General features: G+C 63.1%; 1 pseudogene. It reads right to left on the reverse strand.

Annotation, left to right across the window (positions count from 1 at the left end):
* Positions 1–344, reverse strand: a pseudogene (locus EN780_RS38060) (DDE-type integrase/transposase/recombinase); the annotation flags it as partial.
* Positions 345–417 lie beyond the last annotated feature (73 nt).

Consider the following 417-nt stretch of genomic DNA (forward strand, 5'->3'; position numbering starts at 1 on the left):
GTGCTGACATGCTCCGGATCGGGATTGCCTTCGACGCGCGTCGTGACCGCGCCAGTGCAGACAGCCGGGCTATAGCGGCGCTCTGGCGACTTGTTGCTTTCCGGCTCGCCGTACTGCTTCACCAGCATGGCGTAATCGATGTCGGCCCCAAAGGCTTCCTCGATGGCGTTGAGATAGGCGCGGTGGCCATCGGTCGTAAGCTGGACGCGGTTGGCAAGACGGTCCTTCACGTCATCCATGAAGGCCAGCGCATATTCGCCGTCACGGCCGCCGACCAGCCACGACACGATAAGCTTGCTGTCGCTATCCAGCGCGGTCCAGGTCCACACGTCGCCAGCGCCTTCGACCGGCTGCTTCATGGTCGAGGGCAGCTTCGTCAGAAGTTGGAATCCCAGTCAGCCTAGGGAACGCCCCCGA

The sequence above is a fragment of the Mesorhizobium sp. M4B.F.Ca.ET.089.01.1.1 genome, assembly GCF_004022605.1.
Taxonomy (GTDB): domain Bacteria; phylum Pseudomonadota; class Alphaproteobacteria; order Rhizobiales; family Rhizobiaceae; genus Mesorhizobium; species Mesorhizobium abyssinicae.